This window comes from Bacillus sp. FSL W7-1582 (genome assembly GCF_038593325.1).
Classification (GTDB): domain Bacteria; phylum Bacillota; class Bacilli; order Bacillales; family Bacillaceae; genus Bacillus; species Bacillus altitudinis.
This window is the reverse complement of record NZ_CP151987.1, coordinates 140514-159407: the sequence shown is the minus strand read 5'-3', so window position 1 is coordinate 159407 and position 18894 is coordinate 140514. Positions and strand designations below refer to the sequence as shown.

The 18894-nt window shown below is 41.8% G+C and carries 34 protein-coding genes; all 34 read right to left on the bottom strand.

From position 1 onward, the window contains the following. Positions 1 to 23 precede the first annotated feature (23 nt). The 34 genes from NSQ11_RS00915 to rplB all read right to left on the bottom strand — a co-directional run bounded on the left by NSQ11_RS00915 (position 24) and on the right by rplB (position 18883). Positions 24 to 695 carry a DUF5819 family protein gene (locus NSQ11_RS00915; RefSeq protein WP_076822525.1) on the bottom strand — a complete coding sequence of 224 codons (672 nt, stop codon included), beginning with the start codon at positions 693 to 695 and terminating at the stop codon, positions 24 to 26. A gap of 60 nt (positions 696 to 755) precedes the next feature. Beyond that, on the bottom strand, positions 756 to 1037 hold the full coding sequence (locus NSQ11_RS00910) for a hypothetical protein (RefSeq protein WP_048240159.1): 282 nt from the start codon (positions 1035 to 1037) through the stop codon (positions 756 to 758). A 472-nt stretch (positions 1038 to 1509) separates the two neighbouring features. After that, the gene (gene rpsI, locus NSQ11_RS00905; protein WP_007496354.1) at positions 1510 to 1902 is read right to left on the bottom strand and encodes a 30S ribosomal protein S9; all 393 of its coding nucleotides are present in this window, start codon (positions 1900 to 1902) and stop codon (positions 1510 to 1512) included. A gap of 20 nt (positions 1903 to 1922) precedes the next feature. Continuing rightward, positions 1923 to 2360: a 50S ribosomal protein L13 gene (rplM, locus tag NSQ11_RS00900; protein WP_003217042.1), complete on the bottom strand. Its 438-nt coding sequence runs from the start codon at positions 2358 to 2360 to the stop codon at positions 1923 to 1925. Positions 2361 to 2524: 164 nt separating this feature from the next. After that, positions 2525 to 3268, bottom strand: coding sequence for a tRNA pseudouridine(38-40) synthase TruA (gene truA / locus NSQ11_RS00895; RefSeq protein WP_108611655.1), 744 nt, complete (start codon positions 3266 to 3268; stop codon positions 2525 to 2527). A gap of 11 nt (positions 3269 to 3279) precedes the next feature. Next, positions 3280 to 4077 (bottom strand): energy-coupling factor transporter transmembrane protein EcfT, encoded by a 798-nt coding sequence (locus NSQ11_RS00890; RefSeq protein ID WP_008345215.1) that lies wholly within the window; start codon positions 4075 to 4077, stop codon positions 3280 to 3282. Next, positions 4074 to 4943, bottom strand: a complete 870-nt coding sequence (locus NSQ11_RS00885; protein WP_007496346.1) for an energy-coupling factor ABC transporter ATP-binding protein — start codon at positions 4941 to 4943, stop codon at positions 4074 to 4076. The genes NSQ11_RS00890 and NSQ11_RS00885 overlap by 4 nt, the downstream gene beginning before the upstream one ends. Continuing rightward, positions 4919 to 5761 carry an energy-coupling factor ABC transporter ATP-binding protein gene (locus tag NSQ11_RS00880; RefSeq protein WP_008345218.1) on the bottom strand — a complete coding sequence of 281 codons (843 nt, stop codon included), beginning with the start codon at positions 5759 to 5761 and terminating at the stop codon, positions 4919 to 4921. Before NSQ11_RS00880 ends, NSQ11_RS00885 begins: the two co-directional genes overlap by 25 nt. Before the next feature lie 124 nt (positions 5762 to 5885). Continuing rightward, positions 5886 to 6248, bottom strand: a complete 363-nt coding sequence (gene rplQ / locus NSQ11_RS00875) for a 50S ribosomal protein L17 (RefSeq protein WP_003216944.1) — start codon at positions 6246 to 6248, stop codon at positions 5886 to 5888. A 75-nt stretch (positions 6249 to 6323) separates the two neighbouring features. Next, positions 6324 to 7268: a DNA-directed RNA polymerase subunit alpha gene (locus NSQ11_RS00870; RefSeq protein WP_003217009.1), complete on the bottom strand. Its 945-nt coding sequence runs from the start codon at positions 7266 to 7268 to the stop codon at positions 6324 to 6326. Positions 7269 to 7443: 175 nt separating this feature from the next. Then, positions 7444 to 7839, bottom strand: coding sequence for a 30S ribosomal protein S11 (gene rpsK / locus NSQ11_RS00865; RefSeq protein WP_003217231.1), 396 nt, complete (start codon positions 7837 to 7839; stop codon positions 7444 to 7446). A 20-nt stretch (positions 7840 to 7859) separates the two neighbouring features. Then, entirely contained in the window at positions 7860 to 8225 is a 366-nt protein-coding gene (rpsM, locus tag NSQ11_RS00860; protein WP_003217023.1) for a 30S ribosomal protein S13, read from the bottom strand. Positions 8226 to 8246: 21 nt separating this feature from the next. Next, the gene (gene rpmJ / locus NSQ11_RS00855) at positions 8247 to 8360 is read right to left on the bottom strand and encodes a 50S ribosomal protein L36 (protein ID WP_003156543.1); all 114 of its coding nucleotides are present in this window, start codon (positions 8358 to 8360) and stop codon (positions 8247 to 8249) included. A 31-nt stretch (positions 8361 to 8391) separates the two neighbouring features. Continuing rightward, positions 8392 to 8610 carry a translation initiation factor IF-1 gene (infA, locus tag NSQ11_RS00850; RefSeq protein WP_003217190.1) on the bottom strand — a complete coding sequence of 73 codons (219 nt, stop codon included), beginning with the start codon at positions 8608 to 8610 and terminating at the stop codon, positions 8392 to 8394. Positions 8611 to 8920: 310 nt separating this feature from the next. After that, a complete protein-coding gene (map, locus tag NSQ11_RS00845) occupies positions 8921 to 9667 on the bottom strand; it encodes a type I methionyl aminopeptidase (protein WP_017359166.1) in 747 nt (248 codons plus the stop codon). Continuing rightward, positions 9664 to 10317: an adenylate kinase gene (locus NSQ11_RS00840; protein ID WP_007496336.1), complete on the bottom strand. Its 654-nt coding sequence runs from the start codon at positions 10315 to 10317 to the stop codon at positions 9664 to 9666. Before NSQ11_RS00840 ends, map begins: the two co-directional genes overlap by 4 nt. 55 nt (positions 10318 to 10372) lie before the next feature. Continuing rightward, positions 10373 to 11665: a preprotein translocase subunit SecY gene (gene secY / locus NSQ11_RS00835; RefSeq protein ID WP_007496334.1), complete on the bottom strand. Its 1293-nt coding sequence runs from the start codon at positions 11663 to 11665 to the stop codon at positions 10373 to 10375. A 1-nt stretch (position 11666) separates the two neighbouring features. Then, positions 11667 to 12107 carry a 50S ribosomal protein L15 gene (gene rplO / locus NSQ11_RS00830; RefSeq protein ID WP_003216888.1) on the bottom strand — a complete coding sequence of 147 codons (441 nt, stop codon included), beginning with the start codon at positions 12105 to 12107 and terminating at the stop codon, positions 11667 to 11669. Between the two features lie 30 nt (positions 12108 to 12137). Further along, positions 12138 to 12320 (bottom strand): 50S ribosomal protein L30, encoded by a 183-nt coding sequence (gene rpmD, locus NSQ11_RS00825; protein WP_003217067.1) that lies wholly within the window; start codon positions 12318 to 12320, stop codon positions 12138 to 12140. Between the two features lie 13 nt (positions 12321 to 12333). Further along, complete coding sequence (rpsE, locus tag NSQ11_RS00820; RefSeq protein ID WP_007496332.1) at positions 12334 to 12834, bottom strand: 30S ribosomal protein S5; 501 nt, start codon at positions 12832 to 12834, stop codon at positions 12334 to 12336. A 24-nt stretch (positions 12835 to 12858) separates the two neighbouring features. Then, a complete protein-coding gene (rplR, locus tag NSQ11_RS00815; RefSeq protein ID WP_003216951.1) occupies positions 12859 to 13221 on the bottom strand; it encodes a 50S ribosomal protein L18 in 363 nt (120 codons plus the stop codon). A gap of 32 nt (positions 13222 to 13253) precedes the next feature. Continuing rightward, positions 13254 to 13790: a 50S ribosomal protein L6 gene (rplF, locus tag NSQ11_RS00810; RefSeq protein ID WP_008345395.1), complete on the bottom strand. Its 537-nt coding sequence runs from the start codon at positions 13788 to 13790 to the stop codon at positions 13254 to 13256. Between the two features lie 31 nt (positions 13791 to 13821). Beyond that, on the bottom strand, positions 13822 to 14220 hold the full coding sequence (gene rpsH / locus NSQ11_RS00805; protein WP_007496327.1) for a 30S ribosomal protein S8: 399 nt from the start codon (positions 14218 to 14220) through the stop codon (positions 13822 to 13824). A 31-nt stretch (positions 14221 to 14251) separates the two neighbouring features. Continuing rightward, positions 14252 to 14437: a 30S ribosomal protein S14 gene (gene rpsN / locus NSQ11_RS00800; RefSeq protein WP_008356542.1), complete on the bottom strand. Its 186-nt coding sequence runs from the start codon at positions 14435 to 14437 to the stop codon at positions 14252 to 14254. 22 nt (positions 14438 to 14459) lie between these two features. Next, the gene (gene rplE, locus NSQ11_RS00795; RefSeq protein ID WP_003217159.1) at positions 14460 to 14999 is read right to left on the bottom strand and encodes a 50S ribosomal protein L5; all 540 of its coding nucleotides are present in this window, start codon (positions 14997 to 14999) and stop codon (positions 14460 to 14462) included. Positions 15000 to 15024: 25 nt separating this feature from the next. Further along, positions 15025 to 15336 carry a 50S ribosomal protein L24 gene (gene rplX, locus NSQ11_RS00790; protein ID WP_007496325.1) on the bottom strand — a complete coding sequence of 104 codons (312 nt, stop codon included), beginning with the start codon at positions 15334 to 15336 and terminating at the stop codon, positions 15025 to 15027. Between the two features lie 35 nt (positions 15337 to 15371). Beyond that, on the bottom strand, positions 15372 to 15740 hold the full coding sequence (gene rplN, locus NSQ11_RS00785) for a 50S ribosomal protein L14 (RefSeq protein ID WP_003216882.1): 369 nt from the start codon (positions 15738 to 15740) through the stop codon (positions 15372 to 15374). Between the two features lie 39 nt (positions 15741 to 15779). Further along, complete coding sequence (gene rpsQ / locus NSQ11_RS00780) at positions 15780 to 16043, bottom strand: 30S ribosomal protein S17 (RefSeq protein ID WP_003216906.1); 264 nt, start codon at positions 16041 to 16043, stop codon at positions 15780 to 15782. Positions 16044 to 16068: 25 nt separating this feature from the next. After that, the gene (rpmC, locus tag NSQ11_RS00775; RefSeq protein ID WP_003217155.1) at positions 16069 to 16269 is read right to left on the bottom strand and encodes a 50S ribosomal protein L29; all 201 of its coding nucleotides are present in this window, start codon (positions 16267 to 16269) and stop codon (positions 16069 to 16071) included. Next, entirely contained in the window at positions 16259 to 16693 is a 435-nt protein-coding gene (gene rplP, locus NSQ11_RS00770; RefSeq protein ID WP_003225801.1) for a 50S ribosomal protein L16, read from the bottom strand. The genes rpmC and rplP overlap by 11 nt, the downstream gene beginning before the upstream one ends. Before the next feature lies 1 nt (position 16694). After that, positions 16695 to 17351 (bottom strand): 30S ribosomal protein S3, encoded by a 657-nt coding sequence (gene rpsC, locus NSQ11_RS00765; protein ID WP_003217241.1) that lies wholly within the window; start codon positions 17349 to 17351, stop codon positions 16695 to 16697. 3 nt (positions 17352 to 17354) lie between these two features. Next, positions 17355 to 17696, bottom strand: coding sequence for a 50S ribosomal protein L22 (rplV, locus tag NSQ11_RS00760; RefSeq protein ID WP_007496316.1), 342 nt, complete (start codon positions 17694 to 17696; stop codon positions 17355 to 17357). Positions 17697 to 17713: 17 nt separating this feature from the next. Beyond that, positions 17714 to 17992: a 30S ribosomal protein S19 gene (gene rpsS, locus NSQ11_RS00755; protein WP_003216920.1), complete on the bottom strand. Its 279-nt coding sequence runs from the start codon at positions 17990 to 17992 to the stop codon at positions 17714 to 17716. Between the two features lie 57 nt (positions 17993 to 18049). Next, complete coding sequence (rplB, locus tag NSQ11_RS00750) at positions 18050 to 18883, bottom strand: 50S ribosomal protein L2 (RefSeq protein ID WP_007496314.1); 834 nt, start codon at positions 18881 to 18883, stop codon at positions 18050 to 18052. Positions 18884 to 18894 lie beyond the last annotated feature (11 nt).

The window sequence follows — 18894 nt, the reverse complement described above, 5'->3', positions numbered from 1 at the left end:
TATTCCACCACATCTCAATATACTCAGTAGTACTCTGAAATTTTATTCCATTCTGTTGTTTCACTATGAAGAGTTTTTGGTTCATAGTCTTTTGTATTCCTTTTAGAAAAAGGAACTGTGTCTTTTGAAATTATTCTCACTCTAAAAAAAGTTTTATCAGTGGAGGTATATTTTTTTATATAGAACGAAACAAATTTAAATAGGTTCTCTTCAGCTATTTTCCTTGTTTCCTTTTTTTTCTCCTCATATAATTTGTTTATAGGATCTTCTGGTGCTGTTCTATTTTTCTCCTCGACATATTTATAAAAAAGGTCATCTGCTAAATTTTCACCTCTCATATCTAAGAAAATTCCTGAAACAAGTCTAGATGTTCTATTAAACGGCGAAAACATTTTTTTACCTGCTTCATTTAGAGGTGTAGATATATTTAACCATTCACTACTATCAGTATTGTTTGGATTATTAGATACCTGTATATAAAGATTCACATTATTTCTTATAGGGTCCGGAGCAAAAAGGTGCCAATTTTGAGAGAATATAGACGAAGTATAAGTCTTTGCTATGTTTGAATATTTAGCGGATAATGGATTTGTTGGACCAGAAGAGATAATGATTAATATATTATGTATAAAAAAAACCAACGTTAACATTAATATTATAACTATCTTAATATTTATTTTTTTGAATTTACTCATTTTCCCACCTGTCTTTGTATCTAAAGAAGAATAGATGAACGTTCATCTATTCTTCTTTTATTAATTGTCGAATGCTGATTCTAAGTCTTTAGTAGCTACATACTCGTCTTTTCCAGGACTACCCATTCCTCCATTATTGAAGAACATTTTTAACGCTTCTTTCCCCCAGAATTTAACGCCTTCAACAACAGCTCTTGTTTTACTAGCTGTTTCAACGCCATTGACTTCAGGATTCTCCTCTAAAACTACCTTGTTTGGTTCGAGAGAAGAAGCTGAATAAAAAGAAGAAAATCCACATAAAATCATTCCGACTGTTAGCAGAGATAATACAACTTTTTTCACCTTTACACCCCCTTAGTTAATATTTCCAAAAGAACTTGTTTAGTATTTCTAGAGCTCATTAATAAAAGAGATATTTAGGATTTTTACTAAACAAATAACCCTTTTAGAACACATCCTATATACTAGAATATTTTCCAAGGGGTGTCAACAAAATATAGTATTTTTATAAAATACTGGTAATTTATCCTGCTTTTATTTCAGTTAATATTTTTAATATAACTTCTCATAAGATTAATACAGCATTATATAGGACAATTCTATATTCAAATTCGATACAGAAGTTCTTATATCCCCAACTCCCTCTTTTCCAGTTATTCCAAAAGGCCGGGCTCTGTTTTTCGTACCCGCTTAACTTTCAATACTGATCTGTTTCTTTATTTTTTTGAATGATTCAACTTATCCACTTTTAAAGAATAAAAAAGACCCTTTCCACAAAAGTGAAAAGAGTCTTGGAACATTGATAAATTGATAATTAACGCTTCGAGAACTGAGGAGCTCTACGTGCGCCTTTAAGACCGTATTTCTTACGCTCTTTCATACGAGAGTCACGAGTAAGAAGTCCAGCACGTTTAAGTGGTGTACGGTACTCAGGATCTACTTCTAGAAGAGCACGAGAGATACCGTGACGAATTGCTCCAGCTTGACCAGAGAATCCACCACCGTGAACATTTACAAGAACATCGTAGCTGTTAGCTGTTTCTGTGATGTTCAAAGGCTGTTTCACGTCTTCGATTAAAGCAGCGAATGGAATGTATTCAGTAATTTCACGATTATTAACGACGATACGGCCTTCACCTGGAACTAAGCGAACGCGCGCTACAGAACTTTTACGACGACCTGTACCGTAATATTGAACCTGTGCCAAATTGTTAACCTCCCTTATAATTAACCGCGAAGTTCGTAAACTTCAGGTTGTTGTGCTTGATGTGGATGCTCAGAACCACGGTACACATTTAATTTTTTGAACATTTGACGACCTAGTGGACCCTTTGGAAGCATACCTTTGATAGCAAGCTCCAACATTTTTTCAGGGTAGTTTGTACGCATCTCAAGAGCAGTTCTTTGTTTCAAACCACCTGGGTGCATCGTATGACGGTAGTAAATTTTGTCCGTCAATTTCTTACCAGTTAATTCGATTTTCTCAGCATTGATGATGATCACGTGATCACCTGTGTCAACGTGTGGTGTATAAGTTGGTTTGTGCTTACCGCGCAAAAGTGATGCTACTTCAGTAGAAAGACGACCTAGAGTCTTGCCTGCCGCATCAACCACTAGCCATTTGCGCTCAATTGTGCTTGCGTTCGCCATTGGTGTTGTACGCATGAGTTTCCCTCCTAAATAAATCAATGAATTTTCCTGAATCAAATGCTACGTTCTATTTCAAAACACAGATAAGTCTTCCGGGGCTTATTTGTGGGGTTGAAATACATACCATATGATATCTTATAACTTTCTGCTTCCTGTGTCAAGAACATGTTACACCTGGTTTAGTTGTCATAGAAAACTTCCCATAAATACAGTCCGTGACTGGGCGCAGTCTTGCCTGCCGCTTCGCGATTTCGGGCGGCAAGCATGGCTTTTATCTCCTCAGGGTGAAATTTACCAGAACCAATTTCAAGTAACGTGCCGGCTATAATTCGCACCATGTTGTATAAAAAGCCATTCCCTCTCACACGCATTTCAAGCCCGTCTGAGACGTTTTTCCACTCAAGGGCATAAATCTCCCTCACCTTGTCCTGAACCTCTGTATTGGACGCACAAAAGCTTGTGAAATCGTGTGTGCCAATCAGGTGCCCAGCAGCTTCTCTCATTTTGTCTGCATCAAGCCGGTAAGGATAATGACAGGCATACTGTCTAGTGAACACATTTTGGTGCGTTTCCGTTGAGACCTTATAACGGTACTCCTTCGAAACGACACTAAAACGTGCATGAAACGATTCATCCACTTCTTCAGCCTTTAGAACACGAATGTCATCTGGCAGCAAGCTGTTGAGGGCAAAAGGCCATCTTTCCATCGGGATGGCAAGCGGGGTGTCAAAATGGATGACCTGCCCCTTTGCGTGAACGCCACTGTCTGTCCGGCCGGAAGCCACAATCGGAATCAGTTCGTCTTGTTTATGCATTCTAGCAAGGGCAGATTCAATCTCCGTCTGAATGGTTCGCTGTCCTGGTTGCACTTGATACCCTTTAAAATGTGTCCCATCGTATGATACGGTACATTTTACTTTCATCTAGGCATCACCTAATTTCTAAGCAGCACAAGGAGTGCTGTTAACAGGATGAATAGAAGCAGCGTGAACGTGTCTTTCATTCCCCAGACAAGCTGACGGTATTTCGTACGACCTTCTCCCCCACGGTAGCCTCTCGCTTCCATAGCGGTCGCCAATTCCTCCGCACGCTTAAACGCACTGACGAAAAGCGGGACAAGCAATGGGACAATCGCTTTTAAACGATCTTTCACGGGTCCGCTTGTAAAATCAACACCTCTTGCCATTTGTGCTTTCATGATTTTGTCTGTTTCTTCGAGTAAAGTCGGAATAAATCGAAGAGAGATAGACATCATAAGAGCAAGCTCATGAACAGGCAGCTTGATTTTACGGAAAGGATGCAGCAGCTTCTCCATACCGTCTGTCACTTCAATAGGTGTTGTGGTCAACGTCAGAAGTGTTGTCATCATGATGAGATAGACAAAACGGAGTGAAATGAAAATCCCCTGTTTTAGACCTTCTTCATAAATATTCAGAAAACCAAAGTGAAAGAGCAAAGCGCCATCCTTTGTCATGAAGATATGCAGAATAAAGGTAAACAGAACAATCCAAAGGATGGGTTTCATTCCTTTGAGAATAAAGTACAGCGGCACCTGAGACACCATCACCACAAGAATAGTGAAGACACCTAAAAGCCCGTAAGTGATGTAGTTATTCGCAAAAAAGACAATAAAGACAAAAAAGAAAATTGATAACAGCTTTGTCCTTGGATCAAGACGATGGACAAAAGATGTACCCGGCACATATTTGCCGATAATCATACTATCCATCATGATGTCGTGTCCTCCTGATATAAAGCTGTTAAGGCTTCTGCCATTTCATCCATGGTCAGAAGCGGTCTTGGAAACGTCATCCCCAGCTTTTCTTCGACAGCCTGCTGGAATTTGATCGTTTCCGGGAGGTCCAGTCCGAAAGAAGACATGTCTGTACGATTGGCAAATAGCTCCCTCGGCGTACCTGTCGCCTTCACTGTTCCTTTGTGCATCACAATCATTTGATCCGCATAATGAGCGGCATCTTCCATACTGTGTGTCACAAGGATCGTCGTCAGGTTGGCTTTTTGATGAAGCTCATAGAACATGTCCATGATTTCTTTACGTCCGCGTGGATCTAATCCCGCAGTCGGCTCGTCAAGCACAAGCACTTCTGGCTCCATCGCTAGTACACCTGCAATCGCCACACGTCTCATTTGACCACCGCTTAATTCAAAGGGTGATCGAGATAACAAGGATTCAGGAAGGCCTACAAGCTTCAGCATCTCTTTAGCCTTGGCTTCTGCCTTTTCTTTTGGAACGCCGAAATTCATCGGACCAAAACAGATATCCTTCAGAATCGTCTCCTCAAAGAGCTGGTGTTCAGGAAACTGAAACACGATACCTACCTTTTTGCGAAGAGATTTCAGTTCCTTCTGCTTCTTATTGGCTTGTAAGACCGTATCTCCAAGCGCAATGCTCCCCTTTGTTGGTTTGAGCAGTCCATTTAAATGTTGCAACAATGTCGACTTGCCAGAACCCGTATGACCGATGACAGCAACATAGCTGCCTTCTTTGATGGAAGCATTGACATCATACAAAGCGAGACGCTCAAACGGCGTTTTCATTTGATAACGATGCTCTAATTCTTTGATCGTAATGTCCATAGCTCTTTCACCAATCCTTCTTGTGTCAAATGGGCATTTGCAAGCGGCACACCTTGCTGCTTCAATTGCTTACTCAACCGGTAGGAAAATGGCAGATCAAGTCCAATCTGAACCAGCTGTTCATCTAGTTCAAATACTTCCTCTGGTGTTCCCTCGGCAAATTTCTTCCCGCCATTCATCACAATAACGCGGTCTGCCTTCGCAGCCTCGTCTAAATCATGTGTGATGGAAATGACCGTGACCGTTCCTTGTTCCTTCAGTAGTCTGACGGTTTCTAACACTTCTTCACGGCCAATCGGATCAAGCATTGATGTTGCTTCATCCAAGATCATGATGTCAGGGCTTGCGGCAAGTACACCAGCGATCGCTACTCTCTGCTTTTGCCCGCCTGATAGATGGTGCGGCTCTTGATCAAGAAACTCCTGCATATTGACCTGTTTGACAGCCCAATCTACACGCTCTATCATCAATTCCCGCTCAACCCCGTTATTTTCTAAACCAAAAGCCACATCATCACGAACCGTTGAGCCAACGAATTGGTTGTCTGGGTTTTGAAAGACCATGCCGACCTTTTTGCGAATATCCCAAACACTTTCTTCTTTCAGCTCAATCTCACCAACCTTGACCGTTCCTGCATCCGGTAAAATGAGCCCATTCAGTACACGGGCAAGTGTGGATTTACCTGAACCGTTGTGGCCAACAATGGCAAGCCATTCATTTTGATTCACATGCAATGACACTTGGTCTAAAGCGGGCTTGTCCGCATCTTTGTGATAACGAAATACAATGTCTTTTACGTCAATTAATGTCTTCTCCATCTCTACCGGACCTCCTCTCAGCTCAACCTCTACTTTGCCTATTGCTAAAAAGCCGTAGTATCTAAAAAAGGGCATAGATCCAGTTATGAACTGTCCCGCCCTTTCTTAGATACACGATATGTGATTAAACTAATTCAATGACAGCCATTGGTGCGCCATCGCCGCGACGAGGTCCAAGCTTCATGATACGAGTGTATCCACCTTGGCGATCTTCGTAGCGAGTTGCAACGTCAGCGAATAATTTTTGAAGTGCATCTTGGTTTGTTTCAGCGTTAGCTACTTCGTTACGAATGTAAGCTGCAGCTTGACGGCGAGCATGAAGATCTCCGCGTTTGCCAAGAGTGATCATTTTTTCAACTACAGAGCGAAGTTCTTTCGCACGTGTTTCAGTTGTTTCGATGCGTTCGTTGATGATCAAATCAGTCGTTAGGTCACGAAGCATTGCTTTACGTTGTGCACTAGTGCGTCCTAGCTTTCTGTATGCCATGTGATGTCCCCTCCTTAATTAGAGATGCTGTATGAATAAAAAACACACGAAAATCCTAGTTCACAATGAAACTAGTCAATCGTCTTTACGAAGACCCAGTCCAAGTTCTTCTAGTTTCGCTTTCACTTCTTCAAGAGATTTACGTCCAAGGTTACGAACTTTCATCATATCCTCTTCTGTCTTGTTAGCAAGCTCTTGAACAGTGTTAATACCCGCACGCTTCAAACAGTTGTAAGAACGAACAGAAAGATCAAGCTCTTCAATTGTCATTTCAAGCACTTTTTCTTTTTGGTCTTCTTCTTTTTCAACCATGATTTCTGCATGCTGAGCTTCGTCAGTTAACCCAACGAAAATATTTAGGTGTTCAGTTAAAATCTTAGAACCTAGAGCGATCGCTTCTTTCGGTCCTGTGCTTCCATCAGTCCATACATCTAGTGTTAATTTATCATAGTTTGTGATTTGCCCAACACGGGTGTTCTCCACTTGATAAGTTACACGAGATACAGGTGTATAGATTGAGTCGATCGGAATCACGCCGATAGGCTGATCGTCTCTTTTGTTTGCATCAGCAGGATTATACCCGCGACCTCTTTGTGCAGTCAAACGAACACGGAAGCTCGCATTTTTGCCAAGAGTTGCGATGTGAAGATCTGGATTTAAGATTTCAATATCGCTGTCGTGTGTAATATCAGCAGCTGTTACAGTTCCTTCATCTTGTACATCAATTTCAAGCGTCTTCTCTTCTTCAGAGTAGATTTTGAGTGCAAGCTTTTTAATGTTTAAGATAATCGTTGTAACATCTTCAACCACGCCTTCGATCGTTGAGAATTCGTGTAAGACACCATCTATCTGGATCGATGTTACAGCTGCACCAGGAAGTGAGGATAAAAGGATACGACGAAGGGAGTTCCCTAAAGTGGTACCATATCCACGCTCAAGTGGCTCTACGACAAACTTGCCATACTTGGCATCGTCGCTGATTTCAACCGTTTCGATTTTTGGTTTTTCAATTTCGATCATCTAATAAAACCCTCCTTCAAAACGTCGAAACCTCGAATAGAATCATATGAGATTCCATCCGAAATTCCTCATTGTTTAGTCCCGTATGTGCTCAGGCAACGAGTCGTGTATTCGTCTCATAAATAACTGTATCATAACCCATTATTGACAGGGACACAAAATCTATACAAACAAATTACACGCGGCGACGTTTTGGTGGACGGCATCCGTTATGAGGAACTGGAGTTACGTCTCTGATTGCAGTAACTTCAAGACCTGCAGCTTGAAGCGCACGAATTGCAGCTTCACGACCAGAACCAGGACCTTTAACAGTTACTTCAAGTGTTTTAAGACCATGTTCGATAGAACCTTTAGCAGCAGTTTCAGCAGCCATTTGTGCAGCGAAAGGAGTAGATTTACGAGAACCTCTGAATCCTAATGCACCAGCACTTGACCAAGAAATTGCGTTTCCATGAACATCAGTAATCGTTACAATCGTGTTGTTGAAAGTGGAACGGATATGAGCGATTCCAGCTTCAATATTCTTTTTCACGCGACGTTTACGCGTATTTTGTTTACGAGCAGCAGCCATTCTTTAACTACCTCCTTTACTTATTTTTTCTTGTTAGCTACAGTACGACGCGGACCTTTACGAGTGCGCGCGTTGTTTTTTGTGTTTTGTCCACGAACAGGAAGTCCTCTACGATGACGGATTCCGCGGTAGCTTCCGATTTCAATTAGACGCTTAATGTTAAGTGAAACTTCACGACGAAGGTCACCTTCTACTTTAAGTTTGTCAATGATATCACGGATTTTACCTAGTTCGTCTTCAGTTAGATCGCGAACGCGAGTGTCTTCAGAAACACCTGCTTCTTTAAGGACTTGTTGAGCCGTCGTACGACCAATTCCAAAAACATATGTTAAAGAAATGACAACACGCTTATCACGTGGAATATCTACACCAGCAATACGAGCCATGATTTGGGCACCTCCTTGTTATTAGCCTTGTTTTTGTTTATGTTTTGGGTTTTCACAGATCACCATTACTTTTCCTTTTCTGCGAATCACTTTACATTTTTCACAGATAGGTTTAACAGATGGTCTCACTTTCATGTGTTTCCAACCTCCTTCTTCCGGAGTTGCTTTATTTGTAACGGTACGTAATTCTACCACGAGTTAAGTCATATGGAGATAATTCTACCGTAACTTTGTCTCCAGGTAAAATGCGAATGAAGTGCATACGGATTTTTCCTGATACATGAGCCAAAACTGTATGACCATTCTCTAGTTCAACTTTGAACATTGCATTTGGCAAAGTTTCTGCTACAGTACCTTCCACTTCAATTACATCGTCTTTCGCCATTCAAGTGTTCTCCCTTCTTCAAATCAGTAACTTGCTCTCTGATAAATGTCCAAATGAGATGTTCTCAATTGTCCATCTATCACCCGACCTGTTTTGAATATACTGTTCTGAACTTCCGGAGATACGCAATCATAAAAGGTTAAATGATTGATATTTTTTCTTAGGAGAATGAATTTACGCTTTTCTCCGTCTGCGATTAGTACATGGCAGCCATCGAACACGCCGATGACAACTGTATACTGATCTTGTTCTTTCCTTGGACTATACAGACAACCTGCCCGATTTGGGCCTGAAAGGCTTCAGTGAAGACCTAAATCTTAGTCAGTATATCAAAACCTGTATCTGTAATCGCAATCGTATGCTCAAAGTGAGCACACTTTTTCCCATCAACCGTTACAACCGTCCAGTTATCAGCCAGTGTTTTCACATATCGGCTGCCTGCGTTCACCATCGGTTCGATGGCCAACACCATTCCAGGTTTGAGCCGTGGGCCTTTGTTCGGCGGACCATAATGAGGAATTTGAGGGTCCTCATGAAGATCCTGTCCGACCCCATGTCCAACATATTCTCTAACAACTGAGAAATTCTCATCTTCAACATACGTTTGTATGGCATGGGAAATGTTTGACAGACGTTCACCTGGCTTTGCTTCCTGTAAGCCCTTATATAGAGATTCCTCTGTGACTTCCAGTAGTTTGCGGTCCTCATCACTGATTACCCCAACTGGATAAGTCCAAGCAGAGTCACCATGATAGCCATTTAACTTTGCGCCGATATCGATACTAATGATGTCTCCATCACGTAAAACCCGTTTACCAGGAATACCGTGAACGAGTTCTTCATTCACCGAAACGCAAATGCTCCCGCGAAAACCATTATACCCTTTAAAAGATGGGATTGCACCCTGCTTTGTAATAAAACGTTCGGCAATTTGATCCAATTCTTTTGTCGAAATACCTGGTTTTATGTGTTTCTTCAGCTCTTCATGAGTCAGTGCGACAATGCGTCCAGCTTCTCTCATAATCTCAAGCTCGCGAGGAGTTTTACAGATAATCATTTATTTAATCCCCCAAGCAGGTCCTTAATATCAGCGTAAACATCGTTAATGTGCTTCGCACCATCAATGTTTGCAAGATATCCTTTTTCTGAATAGAAATTCAGTAAAGGTTCAGTCTGCTTTAAGTTCACTTCAAGTCTTGTCGAAACGGTTTCTGCATTATCATCTGCACGTTGATAAAGCTCGCCTCCACACTTGTCACAAACATTTTCTTTCGCAGGTGGATTGAATACTAAATGATATGTTGCTCCGCAATCTTTGCAAATTCTTCGGCCAGTCAGACGCTCCATCAAAGCATCTTTATCGACTTTAATATTAATGACATAATCAATCGTTCTGCCAAGGTCCTTTAGAATGTCTTCTAAAGCTTCAGCCTGAGCGACAGTTCGCGGAAATCCGTCCAGAAGAAAACCTTGTTCACAATCATTCTTGCCAAGTCTTTCTCTAACAATACCGATTGTGACCTCATCAGGAACAAGCTCTCCTTTATCGATAAAGGATTTTGCTTCGAGTCCAAGTTGTGTCTCCTCTTTCATAGCAGCACGGAACATATCTCCTGTTGAGATATGAGGGATCCCATAATCATCAACAATTCGTTCTGCCTGAGTGCCTTTACCAGCACCCGGAAGCCCCATTAAGACTAAGTTCATTTCGGATTTCCCCTTCCTTACTTAGAGAGGTTGGGCAGGAGCCCAGCCCTCTGTTTTATTTCATAAATCCACGGTAGTTTCGTTTCACTAATTGGCTTTCAAGCTGTTTCATTGTTTCAAGTGCAACACCTACAACAATGAGAAGACTTGTGCCGCCAATTTGTGCAGCGGAAGGTAATCCAGCGAATTGAATGAAAAAGATAGGAAGTATTGAAATCACGGCTAAGAAAATGGCGCCCACAAACGTGAGTCGGTACAAAATGCTCGTAATTCTATCTTGAGTCATTTTCCCTGGACGAACTCCCGGGATATAGCCACCCTGCTTTTGCAGATTTTCAGCCATTTGTTCAGGGTTTACTTGGACAAAGGCATAAAAATATGTGAAAGCAACAATCAGTGCTACATAAATCGTCATACCGATTGGCTTAGTATAGTCAAAGTTGTTAGTTATCCAGGTTGTCACATTATTTGTTCCGAAGAACGATGCGATCGTCTGCGGAGTAATAATGAACGAAACGGCAAAGATGACTGGAATCACCCCTGCTGGATTCACTTTCAATGGAAGGTGCGTTGCTTGACTAGCAGACATTTGTGCACGGCCAGTTCCTTTTGAATATTGAATCGCAATCTTTCTCACTGCCATTTGAATGTAAATAACACCGATAACAATGACAAGAATAGCAATCACAATAAGGGCAATTTTCAGGATTTGCATGAACAGCTGTCCATCTCCACCTACAAATTGCTGAGCGTACACTTGCTTTAATGTTTGAGGGATACCTGCGATGATACCGGCAAAGATAATAATCGAAATACCGTTACCAACACCGTGAGCAGTAATCTGCTCTCCCAGCCACATTAAAAATGCTGTTCCCGCAGTGAGTACGACCGCAATTAAGAGATACGTTGAAACACCTGGGTTTTCAATCAGCATGCCTCCTGCCATATTGTTAAATCCATATGACATTCCTAACGCCTGGATAAATCCTAGAACAATTGTAAAATACCTTGTGAATTGTGCTAATTTTCGGCGGCCAACCTCTCCTTGCTTTGACCACTCAGTAAACTTCGGTACAACATCCATCTGCAAGAGCTGGATGATGATCGAAGCAGTGATATACGGCATAATCCCCATTGCAAGAATGGAGAATTGGAAAAGTGCCCCGCCCCCAAACGTGTTGAGGATTCCGAAAACACTCATTTGATCCTGTGCCTGGAGAACTTCGGCGTTCACATTAGGCACAGGGATGAAAGCACCTATACGAAAGACGACTAACATTAAAAGTGTAAATATAATCTTATTCCGTATATCTTTCACGCGCATAAAATTGGAGATTGTCTTAAACAAGTTAGATCACCTCGGCTGTACCGCCAGCAGCTTCAATCGCTTCTTTAGCAGAAGCAGAGAATTTATTGGCTTTTACAGTTAATTTTTTTTCTAATTTACCGTTGCCAAGAATTTTTACTCCTGCTTTTAACTTGCTTATTGCACCAGTCTCTAGAAGAAGTTCAGGAGTGACTTCCGTTCCTTCGTCAAAACTGTTTAATCTGTCTAAGTTGATTACCGCGTAATCTTTACGGTTGATGTTTGTAAAACCACGTTTTGGAAGGCGTTGGAATAAAGGCATTTGACCACCTTCGAATCCAGGGCGTACACCGCCGCCAGAACGAGCGTTTTGACCTTTATGACCTTTACCAGAAGTTTTACCGTTACCTGATCCAATACCACGACCAACACGGTTGCGTACTTTACGTGAACCTTCTGAAGGCTTCAATTCATGAAGTTTCATTTGGGCACCTCCTTATCGATTAAAAATGTTTTATTGTTCTTTAACAGAAACTAAATGAGACACCTTGTTAATCATGCCGCGGATCGCTGCATTGTCTTCATGTACGACTGTTTGGTTTGTTTTCTTTAGACCAAGAGTACGAACAGTGACACGCTGATCTTCTGGGCGACCGATTACACTGCGTTTGAGGGTAATTTCTAATTTATTTGCCATTATTGTTCCCTCCTTATCCTAACAGGTCTTCTACAGATTTTCCACGAAGCTTCGCTACATCTTCAGCACGTTTAAGTTCACTTAAACCTTGAAGTGTTGCGCGGATCATGTTGATCGGTGTATTAGAACCTAGAGATTTAGAAAGGATATCAGCTAGACCAGCAAGCTCAAGTACCGCACGCACTGGGCCTCCAGCGATAACTCCTGTACCTTCTGAAGCAGGCTTCAATAGAACGTTTCCTGCACCGAATCGACCGATGATTTCATGTGGAATTGTAGTTCCAACCATTGGTACTTCAATTAAATTCTTTTTCGCGTCTTCAACAGCTTTGCGGATCGCTTCTGGTACTTCTTGTGCTTTACCAGTACCGAATCCTACATGACCGTTTTTGTCACCGACAACAACTAAAGCTGCAAAACGGAAACGACGTCCACCTTTAACAACTTTCGCTACCCGGTTAACCGTAACTAAGCGTTCTTCTAACTCTAATTTGCTTGGGTCAATACGACTCATTCGGATGTGTCCCTCCTTCTTTTATTAAAATTTAAGTCCAGCCTCACGAGCAGCTTCAGCTAGAGCTTTTACACGTCCATGATATAAGTATCCTCCGCGGTCAAATACCACGTTAGAGATGCCTTTTTCAACAGCACGTTTTGCAACAAGTTCGCCAACTTTAGTAGCAGCTGCAGCGTCAGAACTATTCTCGATCTTTAACTCTTTATCAAGAGTAGAAGCACTTACAAGTGTTACACCGTTAACATCATCAATTACTTGAGCGTAGATGTTCTTGTTAGAACGGAAAACGTTAAGGCGAGGTCTTTCAGCAGTACCTGAAAGTTTCGCACGAACACGAGCGTGTCTTTTAAGACGAGTAGCGTTTTTGCTAGTTTTCGTAATCATCCGAGTCACTCCTTTCTTCACATTAAGCGATCTTACTTACCAGTTTTTCCTTCTTTACGGCGAACGAATTCACCTTCGTAACGAATTCCTTTACCTTTGTAAGGCTCTGGAGCACGGACAGCGCGGATGTTAGAAGCTAGAGCTCCTACACGCTCTTTATCGATACCTTTAACGATTACTTTCGTTTGAGATGGAACTTCTACTTCAACTCCAGCCTCAGGAACGATTTCAACTGGGTGAGAGTATCCAACGTTAAGAACAAGTTTGTTTCCAGATTTAGCTGCACGGTAACCGACACCGATTAGTTCTAAACCTCTTTCGAAACCTTTAGATACACCTTCAACCATGTTTGCAATTAAGCTACGTGTTGTACCATGTAATGCACGGTGTTCTTTATTTTCAGACGGACGGCTTACAGTTAAGACGTTGTCCTCAATTTTAATTTCCATATCAGGGTGAAATGCACGAGTTAGTTCACCTTTTGGTCCCTTTACTGTCACTGTGTTATCGTTGTTTGTCACAGTTACTCCTGAAGGGATCTCGATTAGCTTTTTACCTATACGAGACATACCAAGCACCTCCATTCATCTTAAACTTTTTTTACCATACGTAAGCAAGTACTTCTCCACCAGCTTGTTTAGCACGGGCTTCTTTGTCCGATAAAACACCTTGTGATGTAGAAATAATTGCGATTCCAAGTCCGTTAAGTACACGTGGTACTTCATTTGATTTCGCATATACGCGTAAACCAGGTTTACTGATTCTTTTAAGACCAGTGATAACACGTTCGTTGTTTTGGCCGTATTTAAGGAACAAACGGATAATTCCTTGTTTGCTGTCTTCGACGTACTCAACGTCACGGATAAAACCTTCACGCTTTAAGATTTCAGCAATTTCTCTTTTGATTTTTGAAGCCGGTACTTCTAGCTTCTCATGACGTACCATGTTCGCATTGCGAATACGAGTCAGCAAATCTGCAATCGGATCTGTCATAACCATTATTTAATAACCTCCTTCCCATTTATGGGGATTACCAGCTGGCTTTTTTAACGCCAGGAATTTGTCCTTTATATGCAAGTTCGCGGAAACAAATACGGCAAAGTTTAAACTTGCGAATTACTGAATGTGGACGTCCACAACGTTCGCAGCGCGTATACTCTTGAACTTTAAACTTTTGTTTGCGTTGTTGTTTCGCAATCATAGACTTTTTAGCCACGATTTCGCCTCCCTTTCATTGATTATTTCTGGAACGGCATACCTACTTGAGTTAATAACTCACGTGCTTCTTCGTCCGTGTTGGCAGTCGTAACGATAACGATATCCATACCGCGGACTTTTGTTACTTTATCGTAATCAATTTCTGGGAAGATTAACTGTTCTTTAATACCAAGCGTGTAGTTTCCACGACCGTCGAAAGATTTCTTAGAAATCCCGCGGAAGTCACGTACACGTGGTAAAGATACAGAAATAAGTTTATCAAGGAAATCGTACATGCGCTCTCCGCGAAGTGTTACTTTCGCACCGATTGGCATTCCTTCACGTAGACGGAATCCAGCAATAGACTTCTTCGCACGAGTAACGACAGGTTTTTGACCAGCGATAAACGTTAATTCTTCAACAGCAGTATCGATTGCTTTAGCGTTTTGAACGGCGTCACCAACACCCATGTTGATCACGATTTTTTCGATTTTTGGCACTTGCATTACTGATTTGTATTCAAACTTAGAAACTAATGCAGGTGTAATTTCTTTTACATACTTTTCTTTAAGGCGGTTCATGAGAAAGACCTCCCTTCCTTATTTACTATTTATCTAGAACTTGCCCAGATTTTTTCGCTACACGGACTTTCTTTCCGTCCTCAACTTTATATCCAATACGTGTCACTTCACCCGTTTTAGGATCAAGCGGCATTACGTTTGATACGTGGATCGGCGCTTCTTGTTCAGAAATTCCGCCTTGAGGGTTAGCTTGGGTTGGTTTAGAGTGTTTTTTCACAAGGTTAATACCTTCTACTAAAACACGGTCCTTTTTAGGGAAAGCAGCAAGGATGACACCTTGTTTACCTTTATCTTTACCAGAGATAACCACTACTTTATCGCCCTTTTTAACATGCATTTAATCGCACCTCCTTGAGTCGCGGATTGTATTCATTAAAGTACTTCTGGTGCTAAAGAAACAATTTTCATATAGTTATTTTCACGAAGTTCACGTGCTACTGGTCCGAAGATACGAGTTCCACGTGGGCTCTTGTCGTCACGGATGATGACACATGCATTTTCATCAAAACTGATGTAAGATCCATCGTTTCTGCGAGCTCCGCTCTTAGTACGAACGATAACTGCTTTCACAACTTCACCTTTTTTGACAACGCCTCCTGGTGTTGCTTGTTTAACCGTACAAACAATGACATCACCGATGTTAGCCGTTTTACGTCCAGAGCCACCAAGAACTTTAATCGTTAGTACTTCGCGTGCGCCAGAGTTGTCAGCTACTTTTAAACGAGTCTCCTGTTGAATCATTAATGTTACCTCCCTTCGGAAAAAGAAATCCGAACTTTATTAGATAATAACAGCTTCTTCGACAACTTCAACTAGACGAAAGCGTTTAGTCGCAGATAATGGACGAGTTTCCATGACCTTTACGATGTCTCCGATTTTTGCTTGGTTGTTTTCATCATGTGCTTTGAACTTTTTAGAGTATCTTACACGTTTGCCATAAAGTGAATGCTTTTTGTATGTTTCAACTACAACAGTGATGGTTTTATCCATTTTGTCAGAAACAACACGACCTTGATACACTTTACGTTGGTTACGTTCGCTCATGTTTGCGGGGCCTCCCCTCTAATTATTATTTATTAGCAGCGATTTCTCTTTGACGAATCACAGTTTTCATGCGTGCGATTGATTTACGCACTTCACGAATGCGAGCAGTGTTTTCAAGCTGCCCAGTCGCTAATTGGAAACGAAGATTGAAAAGTTCTTCTTTAAGAGACTTTACTTTTTGTTCAATTTCAGCAGTGGTAAGGTCACGAATTTCATTAGCTTTCATTTGATTCACCACCAATTTCTTCACGTTTTACGAACTTCGTTTTAATTGGCAATTTGTGAGATGCAAGACGAAGAGCTTCACGAGCAACTTCTTCAGACACACCAGAAATTTCAAATAAAACTTTGCCCGGTTTTACTACAGCTACCCAGCCTTCTGGAGCACCTTTACCGGAACCCATGCGGACCTCTAGAGGTTTAGCTGTGTATGGCTTAGAAGGGAAAATTTTGATCCAAACTTTACCGCCACGTTTCATGTAACGAGTCATAGCAATACGAGCAGCTTCGATTTGACGGTTAGTGATCCAAGAAGCTTCAAGAGCTTGGATACCGAACTCACCGAAATGTACTTCAGTACCGCCTTTTGCACGACCACGCATTTTTCCACGATGTTCTCTGCGATACTTCACGCGTTTTGGCAATAACATATTATTTTCCTCCTTCCGCAGTATTCTTCTTAGTTGGAAGGACTTCTCCACGATAGATCCATACTTTTACGCCAAGCTTACCATAAGTAGTATCAGCTTCAGCAGTAGCATAGTCGATGTCAGCACGAAGTGTGTGCAATGGAACAGTACCTTCACTGTAATATTCAGAACGAGCAATATCTGCACCGCCAAGACGACCAGAAACCATTGTTTTGATTCCTTGTGCTCCAGCACGCATTGTGCGTTGGATTGTTTGTTTTTGTGCACGACGGAATGAAATACGATTTTCAAGTTGACGAGCGATGTTTTCAGCAACTAGCTGAGCATCAAGATCTGCTCTCTTGATTTCAAGAATGTTGATGTGTACACGTTTGCCAGTTAGGCTGTTAAGAGCTTTACGAAGTGCTTCAACTTCAGATCCGCCTTTACCAATTACCATACCTGGTTTAGCCGTGTGGATTGTGATATTTACGCGGTTTGCAGCACGTTCGATTTCTACTTTAGAAACAGACGCGTCAGACAAACGCTTGCTGATGAATTCACGGATTTTCAAGTCTTCATGTAAGAAGTCAGCGTAATCTTTTCCTGCGAACCATTTAGATTCCCAATCACGAATGACGCCAATACGAAGACCTACTGGATTTACCTTTTGACCCACGGATTATCCCTCCTTCTTTTCTGATACAACGATTGTAATGTGGCTAGTACGTTTGTTAATTGCGCTCGCACGACCCATAGCACGTGGACGGAATCTCTTAAGTGTTGGACCTTCGTCAACGAATGCTTGAGTAATCACTAGGCTGTTAGCGTCCAACTCGTAGTTGTGCTCAGCATTTGCGATAGCAGATTTTAATACTTTTTCAATAATTGGTGAAGCAGCCTTAGGTGTAAGGTTTAAGATAGAAACTGCTTCTCCTACTTGCTTACCTCGGATCAGGTCCATTACTAGACGTGCTTTACGAGGAGCAATACGGACTGTTCTTGCGACAGCTTTAGCTTGCATTTAAAAGCCTCCTCTCATTAGCGTCTTGTTTTTTTATCGTCACTAGCATGACCTTTGTAAGTACGGCTTGGTGCGAATTCGCCCAATTTGTGACCTACCATATCTTCAGAAATGAAAACAGGTACATGTTTGCGTCCGTCATAGACAGCGATTGTGTGACCGATGAATTGTGGGAAAATTGTAGAACGACGAGACCAAGTTTTTACGACTTGCTTTTTGTCAGTTTCATTCAATTTCTCGACTTTAGCCATCAAATGATCATCAACAAATGGTCCTTTTTTTAAGCTGCGAGCCATTGTGGAACCTCCCTTCGTGATTGAACTACGGTCCTAAATGAACCGTAGACAACCCCGTTACTTGTTTTTACGACGACGTACAATGAATTTATCAGACTTGTTGGTTTTCTTACGAGTCTTGAATCCAAGAGTCGGTTTACCCCATGGAGACATTGGTGATTTACGTCCGATTGGAGCGCGTCCTTCACCACCGCCGTGTGGGTGATCGTTAGGGTTCATTACAGAACCACGAACTGTTGGGCGTACGCCTTTCCAGCGAGAACGTCCAGCTTTACCGATGTTGATTAGTTCGTGTTGTTCGTTTCCAACTTGACCGATAGTCGCACGGCAAGCAGAAAGGATCATGCGTACTTCACCAGAGTTCAAACGTACAAGAACGTATTTACCTTCTTTACCTAGAACTTGAGCAGAAGTACCAGCAGAACGAACTAATTGTCCACCTTTACCTGGTTTTAATTCAATGTTATGCACAACTGTACCAACTGGGATGTTGATAAGTGGAAGAGCATTACCTGGTTTGATGTCAGCTTCTGGTCCAGAAGTAACTTCAGTACCAACTTGGATTCCTTTCGGAGCAAGAATGTAACGTTTCTCACCATCTGCATAGTTTACAAGAGCGATGTTCGCTGAACGGTTTGGATCATACTCGATTGTAGCAACGCGTCCAGGTATACCGTCTTTATCACGCTTAAAGTCGATGATACGGTATTGACGTTTGTGACCGCCACCTTGATGACGAACAGTCAATCTACCTTGGTTGTTACGTCCGCCTTTTCTGTGAAGCGGTGCAAGCAACGATTTTTCTGGTTTGTCAGTCGTGATTTCAGCAAAATCTGAAGTAGTCATGCCACGACGACCATTACTGGTTGGTTTATACTTTTTAATCGCCATTTTGAATTTCC

Bases quoted from the DNA above. Each gene is read 5' to 3' on its own strand.
- NSQ11_RS00915 (WP_076822525.1), bottom strand. From the start codon at position 695: ATGAGTAAATTCAAAAAAATAAATATTAAGATAGTTATAATATTAATG.
- rplM (WP_003217042.1), bottom strand. From the start codon at position 2,360: ATGCGTACAACACCAATGGCGAACGCAAGCACAATTGAGCGCAAATGG.
- truA (WP_108611655.1), bottom strand. From the start codon at position 3,268: ATGAAAGTAAAATGTACCGTATCATACGATGGGACACATTTTAAAGGG.
- NSQ11_RS00890 (WP_008345215.1), bottom strand. From the start codon at position 4,077: ATGATGGATAGTATGATTATCGGCAAATATGTGCCGGGTACATCTTTT.
- NSQ11_RS00885 (WP_007496346.1), bottom strand. From the start codon at position 4,943: ATGGACATTACGATCAAAGAATTAGAGCATCGTTATCAAATGAAAACG.
- NSQ11_RS00880 (WP_008345218.1), bottom strand. From the start codon at position 5,761: ATGGAGAAGACATTAATTGACGTAAAAGACATTGTATTTCGTTATCAC.
- rplQ (WP_003216944.1), bottom strand. From the start codon at position 6,248: ATGGCATACAGAAAGCTAGGACGCACTAGTGCACAACGTAAAGCAATG.
- NSQ11_RS00870 (WP_003217009.1), bottom strand. From the start codon at position 7,268: ATGATCGAAATTGAAAAACCAAAAATCGAAACGGTTGAAATCAGCGAC.
- rpsK (WP_003217231.1), bottom strand. From the start codon at position 7,839: ATGGCTGCTGCTCGTAAACAAAATACGCGTAAACGTCGCGTGAAAAAG.
- rpsM (WP_003217023.1), bottom strand. From the start codon at position 8,225: ATGGCTCGTATTGCTGGTGTAGATATTCCACGTGATAAGCGTGTTGTC.
- rpmJ (WP_003156543.1), bottom strand. From the start codon at position 8,360: ATGAAAGTGAGACCATCTGTTAAACCTATCTGTGAAAAATGTAAAGTG.
- infA (WP_003217190.1), bottom strand. From the start codon at position 8,610: ATGGCGAAAGACGATGTAATTGAAGTGGAAGGTACTGTAGCAGAAACT.
- map (WP_017359166.1), bottom strand. From the start codon at position 9,667: ATGATTATCTGTAAAACTCCTCGCGAGCTTGAGATTATGAGAGAAGCT.
- NSQ11_RS00840 (WP_007496336.1), bottom strand. From the start codon at position 10,317: ATGAACTTAGTCTTAATGGGGCTTCCGGGTGCTGGTAAAGGCACTCAG.
- rplO (WP_003216888.1), bottom strand. From the start codon at position 12,107: ATGAAACTTCATGAATTGAAGCCTTCAGAAGGTTCACGTAAAGTACGC.
- rpmD (WP_003217067.1), bottom strand. From the start codon at position 12,320: ATGGCAAATAAATTAGAAATTACCCTCAAACGCAGTGTAATCGGTCGC.
- rpsE (WP_007496332.1), bottom strand. From the start codon at position 12,834: ATGAGTCGTATTGACCCAAGCAAATTAGAGTTAGAAGAACGCTTAGTT.
- rplR (WP_003216951.1), bottom strand. From the start codon at position 13,221: ATGATTACGAAAACTAGCAAAAACGCTACTCGTCTTAAAAGACACGCT.
- rplF (WP_008345395.1), bottom strand. From the start codon at position 13,790: ATGTCTCGTATAGGTAAAAAGCTAATCGAGATCCCTTCAGGAGTAACT.
- rpsH (WP_007496327.1), bottom strand. From the start codon at position 14,220: ATGGTTATGACAGATCCGATTGCAGATTTGCTGACTCGTATTCGCAAT.
- rplE (WP_003217159.1), bottom strand. From the start codon at position 14,999: ATGAACCGCCTTAAAGAAAAGTATGTAAAAGAAATTACACCTGCATTA.
- rplX (WP_007496325.1), bottom strand. From the start codon at position 15,336: ATGCATGTTAAAAAGGGCGATAAAGTAGTGGTTATCTCTGGTAAAGAT.
- rplN (WP_003216882.1), bottom strand. From the start codon at position 15,740: ATGATTCAACAGGAGACTCGTTTAAAAGTAGCTGACAACTCTGGCGCA.
- rpsQ (WP_003216906.1), bottom strand. From the start codon at position 16,043: ATGAGCGAACGTAACCAACGTAAAGTGTATCAAGGTCGTGTTGTTTCT.
- rpmC (WP_003217155.1), bottom strand. From the start codon at position 16,269: ATGAAAGCTAATGAAATTCGTGACCTTACCACTGCTGAAATTGAACAA.
- rplP (WP_003225801.1), bottom strand. From the start codon at position 16,693: ATGTTATTGCCAAAACGCGTGAAGTATCGCAGAGAACATCGTGGAAAA.
- rplV (WP_007496316.1), bottom strand. From the start codon at position 17,696: ATGCAAGCTAAAGCTGTCGCAAGAACAGTCCGTATTGCTCCTCGTAAA.
- rpsS (WP_003216920.1), bottom strand. From the start codon at position 17,992: ATGGCTCGCAGCTTAAAAAAAGGACCATTTGTTGATGATCATTTGATG.
- rplB (WP_007496314.1), bottom strand. From the start codon at position 18,883: ATGGCGATTAAAAAGTATAAACCAACCAGTAATGGTCGTCGTGGCATG.